Consider the following 22062-nt stretch of genomic DNA (forward strand, 5'->3'; position numbering starts at 1 on the left):
CGGTACAATTAGTCAACACAGCTGTGTCCTTTGCGACGGCCTCACGTGGCTGGACTTATCGAACCTCGGCTTTCAGCGTTTCAAAGGCATCCCGGACATATCCGGTCAGCGGCTGCCTGGCGTTTTGCTGCTGAAATGTTTCGACGGCTAGGCGAAACGCGGCGACTGCCACCAGGGAGACCAGTCGCAGACTGTTGCGTGCCTGGTCCGGCCGCAACTCGCATAAGCCATCGAAGATGGCTTGCTCGAACTGCAGGTAGCCCGTGTGCCTGCGCGAGCGCAGCGTCTTGCTTTCCCGCATGACCTTGGCCGTCGCCATCATTTCTGCACCCTGGAAGCTGCCGACAAGATTGAGCAATGCGTCACGGGCGATGTCGATTGCCATTCCGGTTGGTGGCTCGGCAAGAACCGATGCTTTGACCACGCTTGCGTAGTGGCTCAAAGACGCAAACAGAACCTCGTCCTTGCTTTTGAAATAATGGAAGAACGTTCGGCGCGAGATGCGGGCGGCTGCAGCTATCTCGTCAAGCGTCGTCGCGTCGTAGCCATTGGCCAGGAAAGCGTTAAGGCCGGCTTCGGCGATGCGGTGGGACGTTTCTCGCCGCTTCCGCTCGCGCAGGCCTTCTGATTTTGGCGCATCGTTCATGGAGCGCTCCTGCCATGACCGTTCCTCAAATGCGACAAGAAATTTGGTGCACATTCAAGCCCCGTCATCACACCTCGCCATAATGGTGCCATCAATTTATTGCACTGAGTGCAATTATTGACGCTCCCCACACACGCCCCGCCGGGCGTACCCATGCAGAGGCATCCATGGCAGCTTGCTTGCGTTCCTGTCGCGAGGCTCACATCAGTCGTGGTTCGGGCGATCCGCGCGCATGCCGCGCGGACCGCCGCATAATATGGCCGTTTGTGCTGACCTTGAGCCTGCTCGCAGTTGGCTGCGCGGCAGCACCCCTGGATCAGGTAGGCTCACTGCAATCCTATGACGAGTTGAAACCGTCGGACGGTTTGTTGGCCCGCTCACTAATGCGGGTTAGCAAGGACGACGTGCTTGCGGCAAAAACCGTTCGGATCATTCCGACGGGCTTTTCGCAACCCGCCGCCGGGAAATCGACACTGTCCCAAGCGCAGCGCAGCCTTGTCACCAACGCCGTCGACAGGACGCTCTGCTCGGGCTTGAGCCAGCGCTTCCGGATGGTCGATCTGACCGAGCCCGCCGACTTGACGGTCCATGCCATGGTGACGCACGTGACGCCGACGAACGCTTTGGCGGTCGGCGTTTCGAAAGTTGCCTCGACGGCGGTTTCCGTCGCACTGCCTGATATGCGGGTTCCGGTTCCTCGTCTGCCGATCGGATTGGGCAGCCTGTCACTCGAAGCCGAAGCGATTGGTGACAACGGCAAACAGGCGGCGGCGATGATCTGGGGGCGCGGCGCGAACGCCTTGTTGGATTCCGGCCGGGTCGCCCGCGAGGGCGACGCCTACAACCTGGCGGCGAAGTTCGGCGACGATTTCGGCAAGCTCCTGGTCACCGGCAAGACGCCGTTCGCCAAGCTGCCGTCGCTCCCGACCAAGGCGAAGCTGCGCGCCATGTTCGGCGGCGGGCCGAAATATCCGGCCTGCAAGGCATTCGGAAAATCGCCCGGACTGCTCGGCTTCGTCGGCGATCGGATGGGATTGCCGCCGGCTTGGACCGACAAGGGCGCCCCGGTGCGCAATGACTGAGGCGGTGACGCAAATGCGGAAAAAGTCCCCAATGCCGCTTTCCCCAACGGCTTTTCAACAAGGCAGAAGGATGCGCTTCCTTTGGCTGATTGCTCCCGTTGTCCTGGCGCCGGCCCTGCTTGCGGAGAGCGGGTGGCCGCAAGGCAGCACCTCTCGCGAGATGCTGGAATTTGTAGGTACCGTGCTGGTCCTCATCTGTATCGGCGGCCGCTGTTGGGCATCGCTATATGTTGGCGGACGCAAGAACTGTGAACTCGTCACAACCGGCCCCTATGCCTATACGCGCAACCCCCTCTATTTCTTCTCGGCCCTTGGACTGGCTGGCGTTGGGCTGACATTCGGGTCGCTGATCCTTTCGGCGTTTCTCTTTGCCTTCACCTGGCTGGTCTTCTCCTATGTCGGGACGCGCGAAGCAGTCGCTCTGGATGCGATCTTTGGCGAGGCCTTTCGGCGCTATCGTCGAAGCGTGCCGGCCTTCTTTCCCCGTCTGCGGCGCGATTACGACGGCATCTTGGATCCGTCTTCCGTCACGTTCGACTCAGTGGCGCTGAAGCGGACCGCTATCGACAGCTCTTACTTCCTTGTGGCGATACTGGCGGTCGAATTGCTCGGCTGGCTCCAGTCGGCAAGGCTGGTGACGCCGATCTTCCGGTTGCTTTAACTACCGGCCCGCCAGCCCCTTCAGCCGGTAGAGCGCCTCCAGCGCCTCGCGCGGCGTCATCTCGTCGGGGTTGATCTCGCCGATTGCAGCGCCCAGAGCATCGCTCTTCGCCGGCTTGGGCGCTTCCCGCCTCGCCGCCACCGAAAACAGCGGCAGATCGTCTACAAGCCGGTTGGCCTTGCCCGAAACCTCGCCTTCTTCCAACTGGTGCAGCACCTCTTTGGCGCGACCGACCACCGCTTCCGGCAGTCCGGCCAAGCGGGCCACTTGCACGCCGTAGGAACGGTCGGCGGCACCCTTGCCGACCTCGTGCAGGAAGACCACGTCGCCTTCCCATTCCTTGACCCGCATGGTGACATTGGAGAGGCGCGGCAGTTTGCCGGACAGCGCCGTCATCTCATGGAAATGGGTGGCAAAGATCGCCCGGCAGCGGTTCTTTTCGTGCAGGTACTCGACCGCCGCCCAGGCAATCGACAGGCCATCGAACGTCGCGGTGCCGCGGCCGATTTCATCCAGGATCACCAGTGCTCGTTCGCCGGCCTGGTTCAGGATCGCCGCCGTCTCGACCATTTCGACCATGAAGGTCGAGCGACCGCGCGCCAGATCGTCCGAGGCACCGACGCGCGAGAACAGCCGGTCGACAACGCCGATATGGGCTGACGTTGCCGGCACAAAGGAGCCGGTCTGGGCGAGGATTGCGATCAGCGCATTCTGCCGCAGGAAGGTCGACTTGCCGCCCATGTTCGGGCCGGTCAAGAGCCAGATGGCGCCGGCTTTGGCGCCGCCTTGCGGCGACAGATCGCAATCATTGGCGACGAACGGCCCTTCGCCTGAACGCCGCAGCGCCTGTTCCACCACTGGATGGCGTCCGCCCGAGATGTCGAAGGCAAGGCTGGAGTCGACCAGCGGCCGGCACCAGGCTTCGCTCTCCGACAATAGCGCAAGGGCTGCCGACACGTCGAGCACGGCGAGCGCGTCGGCGCCGGCGCGGATTTTTTGCGCCTCGCCGACCGCCTCGGCCGTCAGCGTGTCGAAGGCGGTAAGCTCGATGCTCAGGGCCCGGTCGGCGGCATTGGCGATCTTGGTCTCGAGCTCTGCAAGCTCGGTCGTCGTGAAGCGCATGGCGTTGGCCATGGTCTGGCGATGGATGAAGCGCGCCTTGGCGCCGTCGCTGCCGGTCATGATCGAGTGGTGGTTGGCGGTCACCTCGATGTAATAGCCCAGCACATTGTTGTGCCGGATTTTTAGCGAGCGGATGCCGGTCTCCTCGATCAGCGAGCGCTCCAGCCCGGCTATGACCTTGCGTGATTCGTCGCGCAAGGCCCGCATCTCGTCGAGTTCGGCATGGTAGCCGCCGCGCACGAAGCCGCCGTCGCGTCGGAGCAGCGGCAGTTCCTCGCCGAGCGCCTGGGTCAAATGCTGGGCCAGCGATCCAGGCAACGCTTGAATAGCAGCAAGGGCTTCCGCCAATTCATGTGGCAAAGTGGTGGTCGCGAAGATTTCGGCGATCGCGCCCGCCGCCTCGAAACCGGCGCGCAGCGCGCCGAGGTCGCGCGGGCCGCCACGGTTGAGCGCCAGCCGCGACAGCGCCCGCGGCATATCGGCGACGCCCTTCAGGCTTGACCGTACCGCCTGGCAAACCTGAGTCTCCGCACGGAAGAACGACACCGAATCGAGCCTGGCAGCAATCGCCGCCGGATCGGTCAGCGGCGCCATCAGCCGGTCGGCCAGCAATCTCGCGCCGCCGCCGGTCACCGTGCGGTCGATCGCCTTGAACAGCGAGCCGTCGCGGCTGCCGGACAGCGTGCGCAGCAACTCCAGATTACCGCGCGTCGCCGGATCGATGAACAGCGTCGAGCCCTGCTCCTCCCGCTCGGGGCGCGACAGCGGCGGTCGCTCAGCCTTCTGCGTCTTTTCGACATAGGCAATGGTGCCGGAAATCGCCGACAGTTCGGCGCGCGAGAAGGCGCCGAAACTGTCGGGTGTCGCCACCTCGAAGAAACGCGCGATCCTGCCCGCGGCCGACGCCGAATCGAACAGCGACGGCGGCTGCGGACTGGCGACGCGGCCGATGACGTCGAACACCGGCTTCAGCTCGGGATCGTAAAACACCGGCTCGGCAACGATCAGCTCGCGCGGGTCGACGCGGAAGACATCGGCCAGCAGCCGGTCGGCCGTGGTTTCGGCGACGCGGAAGACACCGGTCGATATCTCGATCCAGGCGAGTGCAAAGGCGTGTTCGCTGCCGCTGCCCTTCACCCGTCCCAGCGCCATCAGGAAGCTTGATTCCGATGGCGCCAGCAGTTTGTCCTCGGTGATGGTGCCGGGCGTGACCAGCCGCACCACGTCGCGGCGCACCACCGATTTGCCGCCGCGCTTCCTCGCTTCCGCCGGGTCCTCGATCTGCTCGCAGACGGCAACACGAAAACCCTGGCCGATCAGTTTCTGAAGATAGTCATCGGCCGCATGCACCGGCACGCCGCACATAGGAATGTCATGGCCCTGATGCTTGCCGCGCTTGGTCAAAACGATGCCCAGCGCCCGGCTCGCCTTCTCGGCATCGTCGAAGAACAGCTCGTAGAAATCGCCCATGCGGTAGAACAGCAGCGAATCCGGGTTCGCCGCCTTGATCTCGATATACTGTTCCATCATCGGCGTGACGCTGCCGGAGGCGGGCGCCGACGGTGTCACCTCGGGGGCGTCGGTTTCTGCGGAAGTGTGCATGTTCATGCCGGCACGCTAGCAGATGTGGATGCGGGGTTTAATGCCGGCGGCTCGAAAAGCAGGGGACGACCGGGCCCTCAGCGACGGCTTGCGGCAAGTCTGTGCCGCCGCCAACTCGACGTTGCCCGAGTTCGAGAGATTTAGCCCGGCCGGGTGTGAAGATCGCTTGGCGGTTTACAGCGGTGGCGTGTAGCCTTAATCCGGAAGGTCAAAAACACGCACCCGTCTCAAGGGTCCGGCACCGGCGAGGAAATCAAAAGCATCATGGCCAAGAAAACCGAAAACAGCGGCCCGTCCGTCAGCGCCCAGGAGGCGCTGGAATTCCACGCCATGGGCCGCCCCGGCAAGCTGGAGGTCGTCGCCACCAAGCCGATGGCCACGCAGCGCGATTTGAGCCTCGCCTATTCGCCTGGCGTCGCGGTTCCGGTCCTGGCCATCGCCGAGGACCCCAGCCGCGCCTTCGATTACACGACGCGCGGCAACATGGTCGCCGTCATCTCCAACGGCACCGCCATTCTCGGCCTCGGCAATCTCGGCGCATTGGCCTCCAAGCCGGTCATGGAGGGCAAGGCGGTGCTGTTCAAGCGCTTCGCCGATGTCGATTCCATCGATCTCGAGGTCGACACCGAGGATGCCGACGAATTCATCAATTGCGTGCGTTTCCTCGGACCGTCCTTCGGCGGCATCAACCTCGAGGACATCAAGGCGCCGGAATGCTTCATCATCGAGCAGCGGCTGCGCGAACTGATGGACATCCCGGTCTTCCACGACGACCAGCACGGCACCGCCATCATCTCCGCCGCCGGACTGATCAACGCGCTGGAGATCACCGGCCGCGACATGAAGACCACGAAAATGGTCTGCAACGGCGCGGGTGCCGCCGGCATCGCCTGCATCGAGCTGATGAAGGCGATGGGCTTTGCGCCGGAAAACATCATTCTGTGCGACACCAAAGGCGTGGTCTTCCAGGGCCGCACGGAGGGCATGAACCAGTGGAAGTCGGCGCATGCGGTGAAGACCGAGGCGCGCAGCCTGGCCGAAGCGCTTGATGGCGCCGATGTCTTCCTCGGCCTGTCGGCCAAGGGCGCGTTGACCACCAAGATGGTGCAGTCGATGGCCAAGAACCCGATCATCTTCGCCATGGCCAATCCCGACCCGGAAATCACGCCGGAGGAAGTGGCCGAGATCCGCACCGACGCCATCATGGCCACCGGGCGTTCTGATTATCCAAACCAGGTCAACAATGTGCTGGGTTTCCCTTACATCTTCCGCGGTGCGCTGGATGTCAGGGCCACCACCATCAATGAGGACATGAAGATCGCCGCCGCCCGCGCACTGGCCGAGTTGGCGCGTAAGGACGTGCCCGACGATGTCGCCGCCGCCTATCAGGGCAACCGGCCGAAATTCGGCCCCAACTACATCATCCCGGTGCCGTTCGATCCGCGCCTGATCTCGGCCATTCCGCTCGCCGTGGCCAAGGCGGCGATGGAGTCAGGCGTCGCCCGCAAGCCGATCCTCGATCTCGACCGCTACGCGCAGGAGCTTTCGGCCCGCCGCGACCCGATCGCCTCCACCTTGCAGCGCATCTACGATCGCGTCCGGCGCCAACCCAAGCGCATCGTCTTTGCCGAGGGCGAGGAGGAACAGGTGATGCGAGCCGCCGTCTCCTATGTAAACCAGAAGCTCGGCACGGCAATCCTGCTCGGCCGCGACGATGTCATCAAGGAGAATGCCAGGCACGCCGGCATCGACTTGAACAAGCAAGGCATCGAGATCATCAATGCCCGCCTGTCGCGCCGCAACGGCATCTACACCGACTTTCTCTATGAGCGCATGCAGCGCAAAGGCTTCCTGTTTCGCGACTGCCAGCGCCTGATCAACAACGATCGCAACCACTTTGCCGCCTGCATGGTGGCGCTGGGCGATGCCGACGGCATCGTCACCGGGGTGACCCGCAATTATTCGACCGCGCTCGATGACATCCGCCGCATCATCGACGCCAAGCCGGGCCATCGCGTCATCGGCGTGTCGATCGTGCTGGCGCGGGGCAAGACCGTGCTCGTCGCCGACACCGCCGTGCACGACATGCCCAACGCCGAGCAGATCGCCGACATCGCCGAGGAGGCGGCAGGCTTCGCCCGCCGCATGGGTTACGAACCGCGGCTCGCCATGCTGGCCTATTCGACCTTCGGCCATCCGCAAGGCGAACGCTCCGAGCGCGTGCAGGAAGCGGTGCGCATCCTCGACAAGCGCCGCGTCGATTTCGAGTATGATGGCGAGATGGCCGCCGACGTCGCGCTCAACGCCCGCGCCATGGCGCAGTATCCGTTCATCCGGCTGACCGGCCCGGCCAACGTGCTGATCATGCCGGCGTTCCACTCGGCCTCGATCTCGACCAAGATGCTGCAGGAGCTCGGCGGCTCCACCGTCATCGGCCCGCTACTGGTCGGCTTGAACAAACCGGTGCAGATCGTCTCGCTGAACGCCAAGGACAGTGACATTGTCAACATGGCGGCGATTGCCGCGTATACGGCGGGGACTTGACGAGCGGTCCGAGCCGCGGACTGTCTTTTTCTGCTTGGGCAGAGTCGCTGGCGTTGGCAGCGGCTCGTGTCGCCGAACGCTTGCACCGATGGCCTATTCGCGCCACCCCATAAGAGATTGATAATATTCAGCTGATATAAAACCCCTCTCGCCGACTTGCCGCCACGGCATCTACGGCGCGCTTAGACCGCTAACGGGGGTGCGGCCATGAAGCATGACGGGGTTTCTGCATCCGCGGTTGGCCAGGGGGTCTACCACGACGAGCGGCTGGACGCGCTGCTCAGCATCACCGGCCGCATGGACGGTTATCTCTACCGTTGCCGCAACGATGCGTCCTACACCATGCTCTATATCAGCGACGGCATTTTCACCGTCAGCGGTTATCGGCCGAGCGACTTCATCCACAACGCGGTGCGCGACTACGTCTCGGCCATCCATCCGGATGATCTTGCCGCCGTCTATGCCGCCGTCGACACCGCGCTCGAGGCGCGCTGCAACTGGAACGTCGACTACCGCATCGTGCCGCAGGTCGGCGAGCCGCTCTGGGTCCGCGAGATCGGCGGCGGCGTCTGGGACGAGGCCGGCGAACTGGAATTCCTGGAAGGCTTCGTCGTCGACATTAGCGACCGCAAGGTCGTCGAGGATCTCAACGCCGAGCTGCTTTTGGAGCTGAAGGCCGCCAATGAGGAGCTCTCCGCGCAAAAGCGCGAGATCGAGCTCGCCAAGCAGCAGAGCGACCATTCGGCCAACCACGACGCGTTGACCGACCTGCCCAACCGGCGCGCCTTCCACAACGAGCTGAAATCGGTGATCGACCGTTGCGCCGGCTCCGGCGACGCGGCGGGCCTTCTGTTCATCGACCTCGACCGCTTCAAGGAGGTCAACGACACGCTCGGCCACGAGGCCGGCGATGCGTTGCTGCAGCGCGTGGCGGACAAGCTTCGCGCCACCCTGCGCAGCGCTGATTTCGTTGCACGCCTTGGCGGCGACGAGTTCGCCTTCCTGTTTTCGGGGAACGCGGAGCAGGCCAGGGAGAAGGCCGTGCGCGTTGCGGAGCGCGTGCTTGAGCGGCTGCGCATCAAGGTTCCCGCTCCGGGTGGCGACATACATGTCGGCTGCACTGTCGGCGTTGCGATCTATCCGACGGAGGCTGCCGATCCGGACACGCTGGTCGCGCTCGCCGACCGGCTCATGTACATCGGCAAGAAAAACGGTCGCGACCGGCTGGTCACCACCGAAGCGTTGGAACCCGGGCCTACGTCCGACGACCTTCGCCGCACCGCCTGAGCGCAGCGCCGGACAGCCCGATCCGGCGGCACCCCTCATCCGGCTGGGCGCTGCGCCGATCCACCTTCTCCCGCAAAGGGAGAAGGAAAGACGCCCCTACAGCAACCCGGCCAGTTGGGCCGCGCTGCGCAAGTTCTGCCGCGGTCGCGGCCCGAGCTGCTGGATCACCAGCCCGGCAGCGAGCGAGCCGAGATCGCCGCAATCCTTCAGGCTGCGCCCGGCCGTGTAGCCGTAGAGGAAGCCGGCGGCGTAGAGGTCGCCGGCGCCGGTGGTGTCGACCAGTTCGCGGATCGTCGTCGCCTGGATGGTGACGGTCTCGTCGCCGCGCACGATCACCGAACCTTTTTCGGAGCGGGTGACGGCGGCAATCTTGCAGTCCTTGCGGATGGCCTCCAGCGCCTCGTCGAAGGACTTGGTCTGGTAGAGCGACTTGATCTCGTGGCTGTTGGCAAAGACGATGTCGACGGTGCCCGAACGCATCAGCTCGAGGAACTCGTCCCGGTAGCGGTCGACGCAGAACGAATCCGACAGTGTCATCGACACTTCGCGTCCGGCCTCGTGTGCGAGCCTCGCCGTCTGCCGGATCGCCTCCTTGGCGCGCGGCGGATCCCACAGATAGCCCTCGAAATAGGTCACCTTGGCGCCGGATGCCTTGTCGGCCTCGACGTCTTCCGGCCCGAGTTCGACGCAGGCGCCGAGATAGGTGTTCATCGAACGCTCACCGTCGGGGGTGACGAAGATCATCGAGCGCGCCGTCGGCGGCTGGCCTTCGAGCGGCTTGGTGTCGAAAGCAACGCCCTGGGCATGGATGTCATGGGCATAGATTTCGCCGAGCGGATCGTTCGACACCTTGCCGAAGAAGGCGGCGCGGCCGCCGAAACTGGCGACGCCCGCCGCCGTGTTGCCGGCGCTGCCGCCGGAGGCCTCGATCGCCGGGCCCATGCGGCTGTAGAGCAGCTCGGCGCGCCTGGTGTCGATGAGGTTCATCGCACCCTTGATGATGCCGTTGGTTTCGAGAAAAGCGTCGTCGCACTGGGCGATGATGTCGACAATGGCATTGCCGATGCAAAGCACGTCATAATCCGGCATCAATGTCTCCGCCTTGGAATCTGCCGGCTTTCTGCCACGCCGGCCGGGCGCGGGTCTAGACCATGATCCCGAAAAGTGGAACCCGGTTTTCGGACAAGATCATGGTCAAACAAAAATAGAGCCCCGTCCCGATGTAATCGGGACGGATCAGGCTCTCGATTTGGAAGGGTTTTGCCTAGCCGTCAAATCGAACTGGACCATGCGCACTGCCGTGATGTGCGGCTACAGTTGTGTCGTCATCGAAGCATTTCCTCCCCTCAGCGGACTAGAGGGACTTCGATCACAGCAGCTGAAGGCGCTCACAGACATGCAAGCGAAGACCGACATGACCACCGAACTGGCGCTGCTTGGCGCGCTGGCCGCTCTGTGGGGCGCGTCCTATACGTTCATCAAGATCGGTGTCGAGACGATCCCGCCGATCACCTTCATAGCGGCCAGAACCTTGATCGCCGGCGGCATCCTGCTCGCGCTGATCCGCTGGCGCGGCCTCGCCATGCCGAAGGACGGTGCGACCTGGTGGCGTTTCATGGTCCAGGCCTGCCTCAACAGCGTCGTGCCGTTCACGCTGATCGCCGCCGCCGAGCGCTCCATCGATGCCGGCCTTGCCACCATTCTCAACGCGACGTCGCCGATCTTCACCTTCCTGCTGACCGCGCTCATCACCCGCCACGAGCAGGTCACCGCACGCAAGCTGTTCGGCGTCGGCGCCGGCATTGCCGGCATTTGCCTGATCGTCGGCACCCAGGCGCTTGACGGGCTCGGCCATCAGTTGTGGGCTCAGCTTGCGGTTGTCGCGGCGACCGTCTGCTATGCCGGTGCCGCCATTTTCGGCCGCGGCTTTAGGGGACTCGACCCGATGCTGCCGGCCGCCGGTTCGATGCTGTGCGGCGCGGTCATCCTCGTCTCCTTGAGCCTGGTGGTTGACCGCCCGTGGACGCTGTCGCCGTCGACGGCGTCGATCCTGGCCTTGTTGGCCTTGTCGGTCTTTTCGACGGCGCTGGCTTTCTGCATCTTCTTCCGCCTCATCCACACGCTCGGTTCGGTTGGCACCACGTCACAGGCCTATCTGCGCGTGCCAATCGGCGTCGGCATCGGCGTCGTGTTCCTCGGCGAAAGCCTTGGGCCGACGGCGTTCTGGGGCATGGGCTGCGTCGTCGCTGGCGTTGCGGCGATGACCATCCCCGCCCGTTCGCCGGCGCTGGCGCGCTAGTTTCTGGTCGAAATTGCGTCCGCTCCAGCAGACTTGCGGCTGACCGGGTCTCCGCCTATGTCGGAGATATCAGTTTGTTCCCGGGGGTGGAAACGTCGTGATCTCCAACGCTGCCCGCGCCGCCTTCAGCCGCCTGTTCTCTCCCGAATTCCGCGCTGTTTTCATGAAGACACTTGGACTGACCGTGCTGGCGCTGGTCGCTTTGTGGTTCGCCTTGACCGGGCTTGTCGATTGGCTGGCCCTGCCGTGGGTTCACTCGCTGTTGCCCGGCCTGCCGTCCTGGGCCGGATGGCTGAGCGGCATCATCGCGGCCATCGCGCTTGCCTTCGGGATGGCATTGCTGATCGCGCCGGTGACGGCAATCGTAGCCGGCCTGTTTCTCGACGACATCGCCGAAGTGGTCGAGCGCACCGACTTTCCTGGCGACCCGGCCGGCAGGGCCATGCCGGCGCTGCGCTCGCTGGTGCTGTCGGTGAAGTTCCTCGGCGTCGTCATCCTGGGCAACATCGTCGCCCTGCTGCTTCTGCTGGTGCCGGGCATCAACATTGCCGCCTTCTTCATCGTCAACGGCTACCTGCTAGGCCGCGAATTCTTCGAATTCGCCGCCATGCGCTTTCGCCCGGAAGGCGAGGCGAGGGTGTTGCGCAGGAAATATGCCGGCACGGTGTTTCTGGCCGGACTGCTCATCACTGCCTTCCTCGCCGTGCCGCTGCTCAACCTTTTGACGCCGCTCTTCGCCGCCGCCATGATGGTACACCTGCACAAGGCGATCGGCGCGCGGGAGAGCGCCAGGCGATAGCCCTTTCAACGCAGAAGAAAACCGCGCCCCAATTCGTCATCCGGCTCGACAGTGAACTCGGCTCGCCCCGAATAATAGGCGCGGCCGCCGACACGGGCGATGATGGCGTCATGCGGACCGGCCTTGGTCGTGCGCGCCACCGCGCCGGAGAAGCGCGAGCCGGCGATGCTTTCGAAGGTCCGCTCCCGGCCAATCTCGATCGCGCCCTTGGCATGCATTGACGCCAGCCTTGCGGTGACGCCGGAGCCGGTCGGCGAACGGTCGACCTCGGCATCGGCAAAGACGCAGACATTTTTCGTCGCCTCGCCGGAAAACGCATCGCCCCCGTCGGTCAGGATGGTGCCGTAAAGGAAAGCGAGATCGGGATGATCGGGATGCGATAGAGGGAACTCCGCCTTCAGCCGCTCCGTCAGCGCGGTCGCCGCATCGACGAAGTCGCGCACCCGGCTGCGGCCGAATTCCAGAGCGAATTGATGGCAATCGGCCAGCGCATAGAAGGCGCCGCCATAGGCGATGTCGAAGATAATCTTGCCGTATCCTGCCAAGTCGATTTGTTGGTCGCGGGCAAACAGGAAGGCCGGCACGCTCTCAAACGACACGGCGCCGGCCTTGCCGTCCCTGACTTCCACCGAAGCCACGACCAGGCCGCATGGCGCCTCGATGTTGACGGTCGTGATTGGCTCTTGTTTCGCCACCAGGCCTTGGTCGACAGCATAGCGGCCGAGCGCGATGATGGCGTGGCCGCACATTGTCGAATAGCCCTCATTGTGCATGAACAGCACGGCGAGGTCGGCACCCGGCAAATAGGGTTCCACCAGCAGCGCGCCATACATGTCGTAGTGGCCGCGCGGCTCGAAGATCAGCAGCTTGCGCAAATGGTCGAGATGGTCGCGCACATAGGCGCGCTTCTCCAGGATCGTGCCCTTGGGGATATCGGGATAGCCGCTGGTGATGATCCTGAGCGGCTCGCCGCCGGTGTGCATGTCGACGACGGTGAGCGTCATGCCCTTCTTAGCCTGAGGACTTGGCAAACAGCGCCTGCAGCTTGCTGAACGGCATGGCGGCGCTGGTGAAGCCGAACGTGCCGTCCTGCTGGATCTCGCGCGCCGCTGTTTCTAGCATGCCGAAGGCGAAATTGGTCAGCCACGGCCCAAGCGAGATGCGCTTGACCCCGGCCATGGCGAGGTCGGCGATGGTGAAACCAGGTAGTGCCATGACATTGACCGGCCGGCTCACCGCCGAGCAGACTTTCCGGATCGTTTCGACATCACTGAGGCCAGGCGCATAGAGCACATCGGCGCCGGCCTTCTCGAAGGCCTGCAACCGCTTGATCGTGTCGTCGAGGTCCGGCTTGTCCCACAGGAAATTCTCGGCCCGGGCGGTGAAGACGAAATCGCGCTTGAGTGCGCGTGCGGCTTCAGCGGCTGCCGCGACGCGCTCGACGGCATGCGCAAAATCGTAGATCGGCTTGTCGGGATCGCCCGTATGGTCCTCGATTGAGCAGCCGGCGAGGCCGGCGGCCTCTGCGGCGAAAATGGTCTCGGCGGCACTGGTTGCGCTGTCGCCCTTGCCCTTCTCGAGATCGGCCGAGACAGGCAGGCTGGTTGCCGCCGTCAGCTCGCGGCAATGGTGGATCATCGCCTCGAATGTCATCGCACCGTCGGGCAGGCCACGCGAAAAGGCAAAGCCGGCGCTGGTCGTCGCCAGCGCCTTGAAGCCGAAGGACGCCAGAAGCTTGGTCGTGCCGACGTCCCAGGGATTGGGCATCACGAAGGTCGAGGCGTGCAGGTCGCGAAAGATCTTGCCCTTGTCCATGGTGCTTCCCTTCAGATGCGGAGATGTCGGCTAGATTCTATCGTGCCGATTTGCGCCGGGCAAACGAATGCGGTTGGCTCAGAAGCGTTTGGCGTTCTCTCCTGCCAATTTGTCCAGCGCGTCGGAATCCTTAACGTAGTGCGACGTCTTCTTGTCCCAGTGATAGGTGACGGAAATCGCGTGAGATTCAGGCTCGGGCGACTGGTCGTCGCAGCTTTCACCGTTCGGCACGGTGGCGTCGGTGACCGTCACCTTGATCGCGCCATACGGCTGCCCGTCAGCGATCGTCTGGAAAGCAACGTCCTGCTTGCGGCTGTAGGCGCATAGGTTCTCATCAAATGTGTAGATCATGTCGATCAGTTCGAACTTGTCGTCCTGCACCATGATCAGCGGCGTGATCACATAGCCCTGGCTCGAATTGAAATGCGTGCTCATGGTGGTGAGGACGTCATCGTTTGCATCGACGGAAAGCTTGCCCGGATCGCGAAAGTAGGTGCTGCGGTCGACGGCGACATTGACCGCGTCGAGCAGTTTCGGCTTTCCGGTGACGTCGTAGAGCGCCAGGACGGCATAGCCTTCGGCGCTGTCGGAAGAGTCGCCGAGGTCATAGAGCATCACCAGCCGGTCCTTGCCGCCGGCTTTGACCGCAAGCACGCCGGCGTTGGAGAGGCCTGACGTTTCGGGTGGCGAGCCGCCGCTATCCGGGCCCTCGATGTGGCGCACGTCGATCGGCAATCCGCCCCGGTAAAAGCCGTTACTGTCCGCCGCGAGGTCGGGGATGACCATCCTGGCGAGATCAAGATAGGTCACATCCGTATGGCCGGGGACGGCGCTGCGGAACTCCGGGAAGCTTACGGCCTGCGCGCCCGCTGCCGTCCACAGCCATGGCAGCAACACTAGGGCGAGGATGAAGCGAAGCAGGTTGGTTGGCATGGGCGCCTCAGGGTGTCGGGCGCGCGGACCGTAGCACAGCCTCCCAAAGCGTCCAGCCTGGCAAATGCCCGCATCAGTGGATCGGAACCAGCCCCGCCAGTGCGCGCATGTCATCGAACAAGACGCCGCCGGCGTCGGCCAGGCCATCGCGGTCGGAATAGGGATCGCCATGATAGGAATAGACGCGCATGCCGGCGGCAACGCCGGCCTGTGTCCCGGCGACGCTGTCCTCGATGACGATGCAGTCGGCCGGCGCAAAACCCATGGTCTTGGCCGCATGCAGGAACAGGTCCGGGAACGGCTTGCCGCGGCTGACCATGGTTGCGGAGAACATTGCATGCTCGAACAGCGGCAGCAGTCCGGTCTGGCCGAGCGTGATGTGCATCTTCGAGATGCGTGCCGACGTGGCGACGCAGTAGGCGATGCCGGCCGTGCGCACCACTTCGATGAAGTCGCGGACGTAAGGGATCGCCTCGACGCCGTGCGAGAACAGATCCGGCAGACCGGCGTTCCAGCGATCGACGAAATCGGCGCCAAGCCTGACTTCGGTCGAAGCTTCGATCTCTTTCTGCACTGAGATCATGCTGCGGCCGGAGAAATGCTTGCGGCAATATTCGAATGTGGTGGGATAACCGGCAGCAGTCAGCCACTCGGCAAGCCGTCGGTTGGCAAGGTTCTCGGTGTCGACGAGGATCCCGTCGCAGTCGAAGATGACCAGTTTTGGTATGCTCATTCAGGCGGTGCCGGTCGATCCGAAGCCGCCCGCGCCGCGCGCTGTGCCGCCGGCGAGGCTGCGCTCCTCGACCGTCGCCTGTGTCACCGTGGCAAAGACGATCTGGGCAATGCGCATGCCGCGCGTCACCGCGAAATCCTCGTCGCCAAGGTTGACCAGCAGCACCTTGACCTCGCCGCGATAATCGCTGTCGACCGTGCCCGGTGAATTGAGGACGGTCAGCCCGTGCTTGAAGGCAAGGCCGGAACGCGGCCGCACCTGGCCTTCCATCCCCTCGGGTATCTCCAGGATCAGCCCGGTTGGCACCAAGGCGCGCTTGCCCGGCAGGATCAGCAGCGGCCGGTCATCCGGGACCGCGGCGCGCAAATCCATGCCGGCGGCACCGGTGCTTTCATAGGCGGGGAGGGGAAGCCCTTCACCATGCGGCAACCGAACGAAGCCGACAGTGGGACCAATGACGGAGGAGGTGTGGAGGGCTGCGCGCATAAAATCGATCCTATCGGCGCGAACCGCGATTCGGTCAACTCGCCCGCCACGCTATCAACGGCTTTCTTTGCGGCGTCACGATGACCTCAGCGCAATTCCACGGGCACGACCGTCGTCTCCTTGATCTCTTCCATGACGAAGGAGGCCGAAACATCCGACAGCGCCACCTTGGCGATCAGCCGCTGGTAGAGCCGGTCATAGGCTTTCACATCGGCAACGCGCGCCCGTACGACATAATCGAGGTCGCCGGACATGCGGTAGACCCCGGTAATCTCGGGAAAACCGGTCACCGCAGCGCGAAATTTCTGCAGCCAATCCGGATCATGATTGGAGGTGCGGATCAGGATGAACACCGAAAGCCCGAGCCCGAGCTTGTCGGCATCGACCAACGCCACCCGGCCGGTAATGACGCCGTCCTCTTCCATCCGCTTGACCCGCCGCCAGCAGGCGTTGCGCGACAGCGATACTTTTTCCGAGAGCTGGTCGACCGACAGCGTGCCGTCGCGTTGCAGCTCGGCCAGCAATCTTCGGTCTATTTCATCGAATTCAAGCGCCATGTTGGGATGAATGTCCCGAACTGCAGCGTTATGCAAGGACAAATTGAGACCGATGAACCTTTCCCCTGTGGCAAGATACCCAGCATCGGGGCTTATCCCGGCTGGAGGGATCACCATGACGACGCTGTTTTCGAAGCTTTTCACCTCGCACCCGGCCAAGGTCGGCGAAACCTATTTCAGCCACATGGCTTTTGCCGCCTGGTTCTCCTCGCGCCTCCTGATGGCTGCCGGAGCCGCGCTTGTTCACGCTTTCTTGCCATTTCTCTTCGAGACTACGGCAAGCCGAATCGTTCGCGAACTCTATGAGCGGACGCACAACAGAGGCTCACACGCGGTCAAAGAGCCCCAGGCTCTCTTGGATCGCGCCTAGAGCCGGATGATTTCAGGTCGAGTCGACCTGAAATCTGAATCCGTCTCTAAATCAGAGATAAAGCATGATGTCGTCCGAAAACCGCTTCACACTTTTCGGCATCATGCTCTAGGAACGGTCAAAGCGATGTGCCGATGGGCGGCCTATCTTGGTGAAGCAGTCTTCCTCGAAGACATCGTCACCGCGCCCTGTCATTCGCTGATTGCCCAGAGCCATTGCGCCCAGGAAGCCAAGTCGCCGACCAATGGCGACGGCTTCGGTCTTGCCTGGTATGGCGAGCGGCCCGAGCCCGGCCTTTACCGCGACATCCTGCCGGCCTGGTCGGACCCCAATCTGAAAAGCCTGTGCCGGCAGATCAAATCCGGCCTGTTCCTCGCCCATGTCAGGGCATCGACCGGTGGCGCCACCAGCCGCATGAACTGCCATCCCTTCATCTCCGGCAACTGGTCGTTCATGCACAACGGCCAGATCGGCGGCTTCGAGAAAATCCGCCGCGCGCTGGAAAATTCGCTTTCCGATGCCGTCTTCGACCAGCGCGAAGGCACCACCGATTCCGAACTGTTTTTCCTGCTGATGATCGACGAGGATCTCACCAGTGACCCGCAAGGTGCCGTGTCGCGCGCCACCGCCCGCGTCATCGAGGCTTCACGCCGCGCGGGTCTGGAACTGGCCTTGAAGCTCACCGCCGCCTTTTCCGATGGGCATGCGCTTTATGCCGTGCGCTACGCCAGCGACGCCCACGCACCGACGCTCTACACTTCGGTTCGCAATGGCGGCCGTTGCATCGTGTCCGAACCCTTCGACCGCGAAGGCGGCGACTGGCAAGCCATCCCGCCGGCGAGTTTCGTCACCATTACAGGTGATGGCATGGCGATTCGGCCGTTTGTTCCGGCGTCGGCAAGGTTGGCGCTGGTCGTCTAAGCCAACCTAGGCCGCATTCCTTCGCGCCCCCTCGACCGAACCGGCTAGCGCAATTCCGATCAAGCGCTACCTATCCTCGAATGCTGAACTTGGCTTCAAGCCGTCATAGCGGGACAGCAGCCGGAGCATTCGTCATGGACCTCGTCTTCTCCTCGACCACCGACCTTGCCGCCGCAATCGCTGCGCGAAAAATATCCGCCGTCGAAGCGTTTGACGCGCATTTGGCGCAGATCGACCGGCACAACGAAGCTGTCAACGCCGTCATAAATCTCGACCGTGAAGGGGCTCGTGAGCGCGCAAAAGAGGCCGACGCGGCGTTGGCGCGCGGCGACGTGCTCGGTCCGTTGCATGGTGTGCCCTTCACCTTGAAGGACATGCACGAAACGGCTGATATGAAGACCACGGTCGGCTTTCCGCCTTTCGCCGACTATGTGGCACGGCAGGACAGCTCGGTCGTTGCCCGATTGAAGGCTGCCGGCGGCATTCTCACGGCCAAGACCAATGTCGCAACCATGCTGGGCGACTGGCAGTCGGACAATCCGCTGTTCGGCCGCACCAGCAATCCATGGAACCTCGACCGCACCGCCGGTGGCTCGAGCGGTGGCGCCGCGGCAGCGGTGGCGACCGGGATGACGCCGTTCGATGTCGGCACCGACATGCAGGATTCGATCCGCCTGCCTGCCGCTTTCTGCGGCGTCTATGGCCTGAAGCCGACCGAGCACCGTGTGTCGCTGGCCGGCGCCTTTCCCGATCCGGGCGGTGTCGCGCGTAGCGTGCGGCTGATGTCCTGCCTCGGCCCGCTGGCCCGCTCGGTGGACGATCTGGCGCTGATCTACAAGATCATCGCTGGCTCGGATGGTGCGGACACCGACCTCGCGCCGGTGCCGGTCGAAGCCATGCCAAAAATCAATCTCAAGACATTGCGCATCACTGTGGCGCCGTCCATTCCCGGGTTTCCTGTGGCCAGCGAGATCGACGCTGCCATCGACACTCTGGCGAAGCGGCTTCAGGCGGCGGGTGCGATTGTCGAGCCGGCAAAACTACCGAAGCTCGACCTGCATAACGATCTCGAGCAGGGCGGCGCGCTGATCGGCATGATGCTGGAGGCCGCGCAACCCGAACCGCCTGAACAGCCGACTCCGGTCGCGCGCTGGTTCGAGGCGCTCGCCCGCCGTGACAGGTCCATCCTCGCCTGGGACAGGTTCTTCGAAAATTGCGATGCCTTGCTGTTCCCGGTCGCCATGACCACGGCCTTTCCGCATTGCGAACCCGGCACATCGATCAAGGTCGACGGCAAAGAGCAAAGCTACTGGATGCTGCCGGCCTATGGCGCGGTCTTCAATTACTCAGGCCATCCGGCCCTTTCGCTGCCTTGCGGGCAGGACCGCGACGGCCTGCCCATTGGCCTGCAGCTGGTTGGCGCGCGCTGGTCGGAAGCGCGGCTGCTCGGTATCGCCAGAGCAATCGAACCGCTCACCGGTGGCTTTCGCCGGCCGCCGGGCTATTGAGCGAAACGCTCCAGCCCGTAGGGCGCCAGCAGCGGGTCGCGCTCGCCATCGAGGATTTCGCGTGTGGCGAAAAGTCCAACCGCCGGCGCCAGCGTGATGCCCGAATGCATGACCGCGACGTAAAGGCCATCCATGCCCTCGGCGCGGCTGACGATCGGAAAGCCATCGGTCGGCGTCGGCCGGTAACCGACCGTGTGGAAATCAAGCTCCAGCCCGTCGGCGCCGCGCAAGGCTGCCTTCGCTGCCGCAAACAGTTCGCGCGCCGTGGCGTCAGGGTTGTCGCCAGGATCGCCGCCCGCGAAATCCGAGCCGGCGATGATGCGACCCTCGGCGGTCTGGCGCATATGCAGCTTTTCGGCATGCAGCAGCCCGTTGAGCAGCTTTTTGTATGGCCGCGAGTGCACAATCAGACCAGGCGGCGTCTCGATCGGCAGTTTGATGCCGGCGGTGGCAGCAATGGTCGAGGCGCCGGTGCCGGCCGCGATCACCACCTCGTCGGCGGCAATCCGCTGGCCGGAAATCTCTACGCCGAAGACCTTGCCGTTGGAATGCATCAGGGCAGTAACGGCTTCCGTTGTGATTTTCGCGCCGTGCCGTTCCGCATCGGCCAGCAGCGCTTTGGCCGCCGCAACCGGTTCGGCCACGCCTTCCTCAGCGACATAGACAGCGAATTCGGGAGGCTCGACCAGGTTGGGCTCGATTTGCGCCGCCCGCTTAGCGTCAACGCGTTCGATGCCGTAGCCCCATGATGAGTGCTCGGCCGCGTAGGCTTCGAGCCTGTCGGCAGGCAGATCCCAACACAGCCCGCCGCACCAGGCGAGCGGCAGGCCGGGCAACTCGTTTGCCAGCCGTTTCCACTCGGCCATGGCGCGGGTTCGCAGCCGGAAATACACCTCGGGATTGCCCCAGCTGGCATTGATCCACGCAAAGGAATTGGGTGTGGCGACGCCACCGGCGCCGCTCTCGGAAACGATGGTTACTCGTGCGCCGGCCTTTGTCAGATGCCAGGCGATCGAAGCGCCGATAATGCCCGCGCCGATGACGACGACTTGCTTCGCCACGCTATTCTCCATCCTGTTGACGATGAGTTCTCCCACCTGCCATTTTGTGGTGGCTTTTGCCAATGCAAACTTGCGTGCTTGACATAAATACGTACGTACGTATTATTTCGCCATGGCTAGACTATCACTTCGCGAAAAACTCCTCGATGCTGGCTTCCAGACCATCTGGAATTCCGGCTATGCCGCAGCCGGCGTTCGCGACATCGTTGCCGCGGCCGATGCTCGGCCGGGCTCCTTCACCAACCATTTTGCCTCCAAGGAGGAGTTCGCCGGCGAGGTGCTGGAGCGGTATTTCGCCTATGTCAGCGGGCTGGTCGAAGCGGCGCTGGCGCGGGATGGCACGCCTCCCACAGGCAGGCTGCGACGCTACCTCGATGTCATCACCTCTAAGCTTGAGGCGCATGACTGGGCGCGCGGCTGCATGATCGGCAATCTCAGCCTGGAGACAGCTGTTCACAGCGAGCCGCTCAGGCTGCGGCTGGTCGCTATTTTCGAATGCTGGCGCCAGCCCTTCACGGCCTGCATCGCCGAGGGCCAGGCAACCGGCGACATCACCAACGCATTCGATCCTGGGGACCTAGCCGATTTCCTGCTGTCGTCCTGGCAGGGCGCCATGCTGCGCATGAAGGTCGAGCGCAGCCCCGCACCGCTCGACCGGTTCAAGAAAATCATCTTCAGCACAGTGTTCGCAAAGGAGACGACCCCATGAGTTCGAAAACCGACCTGCCTCAAGCTGGCGTCGCCGCAGCGCGACGTTCGCAGATCGCGGTGCTCGATTCGACCATTTCCTATGTCGAGGTTGGCGCATCCGGTCCTACCGTTCTGTTCCTGCACGGCAACCCGACCTCATCCCACATCTGGCGCAACATTATCCCGCATATCGCGCCGTTTGGCCGTTGCGTCGCGCCGGACCTGATCGGCTACGGTCAGTCCGGCAAGCCCGATATCGACTATCGCTTCTTCGATCACGTCCGCTATCTCGACGCCTTCCTCGAGGCGCTCGACATCAGGGATGTGGTGGTTGTCGCGCAGGACTGGGGCACGGCACTGGCCTTCCATCTCGCGGCATGGCGGCCGCAGCGCATTCTGGGCCTCGCCTTCATGGAGTTCATCCGGCCTTTCGAGCGCTGGGAGGATTTTCACCAGCGCCCGCAGGCCCGCGAGCTGTTCAAGGCCCTGCGCACGCCCGGTGTCGGCGAAAAACTGGTCCTGGACGACAATGTCTTCGTCGAAAAGGTGCTGCCGGCCTCGGTGTTGCGCACAATGAGCGACGAGGAGATGGCTGCCTACCGGGCGCCGTTCCCGACGCCGCAATCGCGCAAACCCGTGCTGCGTTTACCCAGGGAATTGCCGATCGAGGGCCAGCCCGCCGACGTTGCCGCCATCAGCGAGCACGACCATCGCGCGTTGCGACTGTCCACCTACCCGAAACTCCTGTTTGCTGGCGATCCCGGCGCGCTGATCGCGCCGCAGGCTGCACGCGAATTCGCGGCCGGGCTGAAAAACTGCCGGTTCATCAATCTCGGGCCTGGCGCGCACTATTTGCAGGAAGACCATGCCGATGCGATTGGCCACGCCATTGCCGGCTGGCTTCCCGAGGTCGTTCGGGCGAGCCGCATGAGCGAGTTGGCCTGAA

The 22062-nt window shown here is 63.5% G+C and carries 21 protein-coding genes; 11 read left to right on the forward strand and 10 right to left on the reverse strand.

Translation table 11 applies throughout. The annotated features are described in order from the left end of the window. Positions 1–55: 55 nt before the first annotated feature. Positions 56–646: a TetR/AcrR family transcriptional regulator gene (locus tag ACYHH6_RS07545; RefSeq protein WP_352582174.1), complete on the reverse strand. Its 591-nt coding sequence runs from the start codon at positions 644–646 to the stop codon at positions 56–58. Positions 647–1014: 368 nt separating this feature from the next. Between ACYHH6_RS07545 and ACYHH6_RS07550 the strand changes: the two genes are divergently transcribed. Together ACYHH6_RS07550 and ACYHH6_RS07555 are read left to right on the forward strand one after the other, a co-directional pair. Then, the gene (locus ACYHH6_RS07550) at positions 1015–1728 is read left to right on the forward strand and encodes a DUF3313 domain-containing protein (RefSeq protein ID WP_435053178.1); all 714 of its coding nucleotides are present in this window, start codon (positions 1015–1017) and stop codon (positions 1726–1728) included. Between the two features lie 13 nt (positions 1729–1741). After that, positions 1742–2389: a methyltransferase family protein gene (locus ACYHH6_RS07555; RefSeq protein WP_488500417.1), complete on the forward strand. Its 648-nt coding sequence runs from the start codon at positions 1742–1744 to the stop codon at positions 2387–2389. On the opposite strand, the gene mutS is transcribed toward ACYHH6_RS07555, so the two are convergent. Beyond that, entirely contained in the window at positions 2390–5119 is a 2730-nt protein-coding gene (gene mutS / locus ACYHH6_RS07560; RefSeq protein WP_352582168.1) for a DNA mismatch repair protein MutS, read from the reverse strand. A gap of 258 nt (positions 5120–5377) precedes the next feature. On the opposite strand from mutS, the gene ACYHH6_RS07565 reads away from it, so the two are divergent. Both ACYHH6_RS07565 and ACYHH6_RS07570 read left to right on the forward strand, forming a co-directional pair. Continuing rightward, positions 5378–7657 (forward strand): NADP-dependent malic enzyme, encoded by a 2280-nt coding sequence (locus ACYHH6_RS07565; protein ID WP_352582166.1) that lies wholly within the window; start codon positions 5378–5380, stop codon positions 7655–7657. 207 nt (positions 7658–7864) lie between these two features. Continuing rightward, positions 7865–8944 (forward strand): diguanylate cyclase domain-containing protein, encoded by a 1080-nt coding sequence (locus ACYHH6_RS07570; protein WP_352582164.1) that lies wholly within the window; start codon positions 7865–7867, stop codon positions 8942–8944. Positions 8945–9040: 96 nt separating this feature from the next. On the opposite strand, the gene ACYHH6_RS07575 is transcribed toward ACYHH6_RS07570, so the two are convergent. Beyond that, positions 9041–10033 (reverse strand): adenosine kinase, encoded by a 993-nt coding sequence (locus ACYHH6_RS07575; RefSeq protein ID WP_352582162.1) that lies wholly within the window; start codon positions 10031–10033, stop codon positions 9041–9043. A gap of 307 nt (positions 10034–10340) precedes the next feature. Here ACYHH6_RS07575 and ACYHH6_RS07580 point away from each other — a divergent pair, with 307 nt between their 5' ends. After that, complete coding sequence (locus ACYHH6_RS07580; protein WP_352582161.1) at positions 10341–11243, forward strand: DMT family transporter; 903 nt, start codon at positions 10341–10343, stop codon at positions 11241–11243. A gap of 97 nt (positions 11244–11340) precedes the next feature. Continuing rightward, positions 11341–12042, forward strand: coding sequence for a sulfate transporter family protein (locus ACYHH6_RS07585; protein WP_352582159.1), 702 nt, complete (start codon positions 11341–11343; stop codon positions 12040–12042). Between the two features lie 5 nt (positions 12043–12047). On the opposite strand, the gene ACYHH6_RS07590 is transcribed toward ACYHH6_RS07585, so the two are convergent. The 6 genes from ACYHH6_RS07590 to ACYHH6_RS07615 form a co-directional block, all read right to left on the reverse strand. Continuing rightward, the gene (locus ACYHH6_RS07590) at positions 12048–13046 is read right to left on the reverse strand and encodes a proline racemase family protein (RefSeq protein WP_352582157.1); all 999 of its coding nucleotides are present in this window, start codon (positions 13044–13046) and stop codon (positions 12048–12050) included. 7 nt (positions 13047–13053) lie between these two features. Continuing rightward, positions 13054–13857, reverse strand: a complete 804-nt coding sequence (locus tag ACYHH6_RS07595; protein WP_352582155.1) for an isocitrate lyase/PEP mutase family protein — start codon at positions 13855–13857, stop codon at positions 13054–13056. Positions 13858–13935: 78 nt separating this feature from the next. Then, positions 13936–14790: a hypothetical protein gene (locus tag ACYHH6_RS07600; protein ID WP_352582153.1), complete on the reverse strand. Its 855-nt coding sequence runs from the start codon at positions 14788–14790 to the stop codon at positions 13936–13938. 73 nt (positions 14791–14863) lie between these two features. Continuing rightward, complete coding sequence (locus ACYHH6_RS07605; RefSeq protein ID WP_352582151.1) at positions 14864–15523, reverse strand: HAD family hydrolase; 660 nt, start codon at positions 15521–15523, stop codon at positions 14864–14866. Beyond that, on the reverse strand, positions 15524–16009 hold the full coding sequence (gene dut, locus ACYHH6_RS07610) for a dUTP diphosphatase (protein ID WP_112560621.1): 486 nt from the start codon (positions 16007–16009) through the stop codon (positions 15524–15526). Between the two features lie 86 nt (positions 16010–16095). Then, on the reverse strand, positions 16096–16566 hold the full coding sequence (locus tag ACYHH6_RS07615; RefSeq protein ID WP_352582149.1) for an Lrp/AsnC family transcriptional regulator: 471 nt from the start codon (positions 16564–16566) through the stop codon (positions 16096–16098). A gap of 115 nt (positions 16567–16681) precedes the next feature. Between ACYHH6_RS07615 and ACYHH6_RS07620 the strand changes: the two genes are divergently transcribed. The 3 genes from ACYHH6_RS07620 to ACYHH6_RS07630 all read left to right on the forward strand — a co-directional run bounded on the left by ACYHH6_RS07620 (position 16682) and on the right by ACYHH6_RS07630 (position 19365). Beyond that, complete coding sequence (locus ACYHH6_RS07620) at positions 16682–16936, forward strand: DUF6356 family protein (protein ID WP_112560713.1); 255 nt, start codon at positions 16682–16684, stop codon at positions 16934–16936. A 126-nt stretch (positions 16937–17062) separates the two neighbouring features. Continuing rightward, entirely contained in the window at positions 17063–17857 is a 795-nt protein-coding gene (locus ACYHH6_RS07625; RefSeq protein WP_352582148.1) for a class II glutamine amidotransferase, read from the forward strand. 134 nt (positions 17858–17991) lie between these two features. Next, positions 17992–19365 carry an amidase gene (locus tag ACYHH6_RS07630; RefSeq protein WP_352582146.1) on the forward strand — a complete coding sequence of 458 codons (1374 nt, stop codon included), beginning with the start codon at positions 17992–17994 and terminating at the stop codon, positions 19363–19365. Here ACYHH6_RS07630 and ACYHH6_RS07635 read toward each other — a convergent pair. After that, positions 19359–20438: an NAD(P)/FAD-dependent oxidoreductase gene (locus tag ACYHH6_RS07635; RefSeq protein ID WP_352583262.1), complete on the reverse strand. Its 1080-nt coding sequence runs from the start codon at positions 20436–20438 to the stop codon at positions 19359–19361. The two genes, ACYHH6_RS07630 and ACYHH6_RS07635, sit on opposite strands and share 7 nt — an antisense overlap. Positions 20439–20538: 100 nt before the next feature. Here ACYHH6_RS07635 and ACYHH6_RS07640 point away from each other — a divergent pair, with 100 nt between their 5' ends. Further along, positions 20539–21135 (forward strand): TetR/AcrR family transcriptional regulator, encoded by a 597-nt coding sequence (locus tag ACYHH6_RS07640; RefSeq protein ID WP_352582145.1) that lies wholly within the window; start codon positions 20539–20541, stop codon positions 21133–21135. Next, positions 21132–22061, forward strand: coding sequence for a haloalkane dehalogenase (locus ACYHH6_RS07645; protein ID WP_352582144.1), 930 nt, complete (start codon positions 21132–21134; stop codon positions 22059–22061). The genes ACYHH6_RS07640 and ACYHH6_RS07645 overlap by 4 nt, the downstream gene beginning before the upstream one ends. Position 22062 lies beyond the last annotated feature (1 nt).

Source organism: Mesorhizobium sp. P171375, from assembly GCF_057786075.1.